A 2,005-nucleotide genomic window follows, 5' to 3' on the forward strand; every position below is an offset into this window, starting at 1 on the left:
GCAGTAACTTCATTCTTGCACTGGCATCAGGAAAAAAGGATGAAATATGGATAGGATCTGCCAAAGGTTTATCAAAATACGATGGCAAGGGTTTCAGCAATTCGGCTGATACGAAAAAATGGGTTGGTGCACTTGCCACCGATAAAAATGGGACTACCTACTGTATAAAAGCCAAACGCTTATACAACGCCAACAAAGATCAACTAATAACCATTTCAAATGATACTACCGAAATAGTTACGGCTCTTAAAACAGACTATTCTGGTAACATATGGGTAGCCGTTCATGGGAAGGGATTGTATCAACTTGAAAAGGGTAAATGGACATTATGGCCATTAGATGAAAAAATAAAGACCCTAATAGTTACCAATATTTTAGTAGACAAGCTTAATAAAGGAAAAGTATGGTTTTTAACTCCCCAAGGGATCTATGTTGCCCAGAACAATAACATTAATAAAGTCTATAACGAAATTACGAGTAAATGCAATGCCATAGCACAGGATGGGAAAGGATCAATATGGATAGGTACAAACAAGGGTGCCTACTACATTACTCCTGCCAGCGTTATCCATTTCAATTCCCAGAATGGGTTCACAGACAATGTTGTTAATGAGATATTTAAAGACGTCGAGAATAACATCTGGCTTGGCACAGATGGCTCTGGCCTATTCAGGTTTACCAATAACAGCTATGTAACATTCGACGAAACACAAGGAATAGAAAGTCGAATTGTAATGGCCATTGCCAACGGCCCTACTCCAGGATCAATATGGTTGGGCTCATATGGTGGCTTATATGAGTACAAACAGAATCAAAAGATAACAAACGTTAAAATACCATCTCAAAATCCGGATTCCTATCGCATTAATTTCTTATATAACGACCATAAAAACAACCTTTGGGTAGGCACTCCCGGTGGTGGCCTCTGGAAACACAACGGCAAGCGCCTGGAACGTATGGATACGGATAATTTGCATATAGCGTACAATGCAATGATTGAGGATAGCGGTGGCACCATATGGTTATCAACCAATCATGGATGCTTAACCTTTGATGTTAACAGCAAAAAATTTACCAGAATTACCCAACAGTTTGGTGGTGGATTAATGGAATTGGCGCGCKACTCAATAATTTTAGGCACTCAGGATGGCGCATGGTTAGTTGCCAACAAGAAAATGCTCACCCCTTTAAAGATTAAAGGCTTATCGGGTTCTAACATACTCTGCATGCTTAAATACAAGGACTATGTGCTTTTCGGAACTGCAGATTACGGCTTAGTGATCTGGAACATTAAAACCGGGGCAACAAAATCTTTAAATACCAAGTCGGGTCTTGCATCTGATCACATCTATAGCYTGTTAGAAGATAAAAAGGGCATAATATGGGTTGGAACCGGAAGAGGCATTGATAGAATTGATCCTAAAAACTTTACAATTATACCACCGCAAAGCGAGGATGAACTGCTGGTAGAATGCAATCAGAATGCCATACTTCAACACAACAACAATGTATGGATCGGCACTACCAAAGGAGTTATTGTTTATGGAGTAAATCCTAATCCAGAGAAAAAAGTAAGTCCATATATCTACATCAATTCAGTAAATGTAACCCCAAATTACAAACCAAAATATGTTGAAGGTGTGCTTACGCTACCCTATAACCACAACCGCATTAATATCAGTTATACTGGAATTTATCTGAAAAATCCCGATGCTGTAATGTACCAATATCGACTTATAGGATTAGATAACAAATTCAGTCAGCCAAGTAGTAATTCATCTATGAATTTCACGGCTATCCCTCCCGGAAAATACACTTTCCAAGTAAAAGTGATTACCAAAGACGGGCTTTTTTCAGTTAATACGGCTTCAGTTGCATTTGAAATACTGCCTGCATACTATCAAACGTCTCTTTTTAAGTTCTTTATTGTGATACTTATTATCCTGCTGATATTATTTATAGTATACATCATCTTGATGCTCAATGAACGTAGACGCAAATTAAG

Annotated in this window: 1 protein-coding gene; it reads left to right on the plus strand. The window is 38.4% G+C overall.

The genetic code is table 11. From position 1 onward, the window contains the following. Positions 1-2,005: ligand-binding sensor domain-containing protein (locus AC1DG9_RS26405; RefSeq protein WP_477635612.1), on the plus strand; the 2,005-nt coding region annotated here is incomplete at both ends.

Source organism: Pedobacter sp. 05L430, assembly GCF_056397585.1.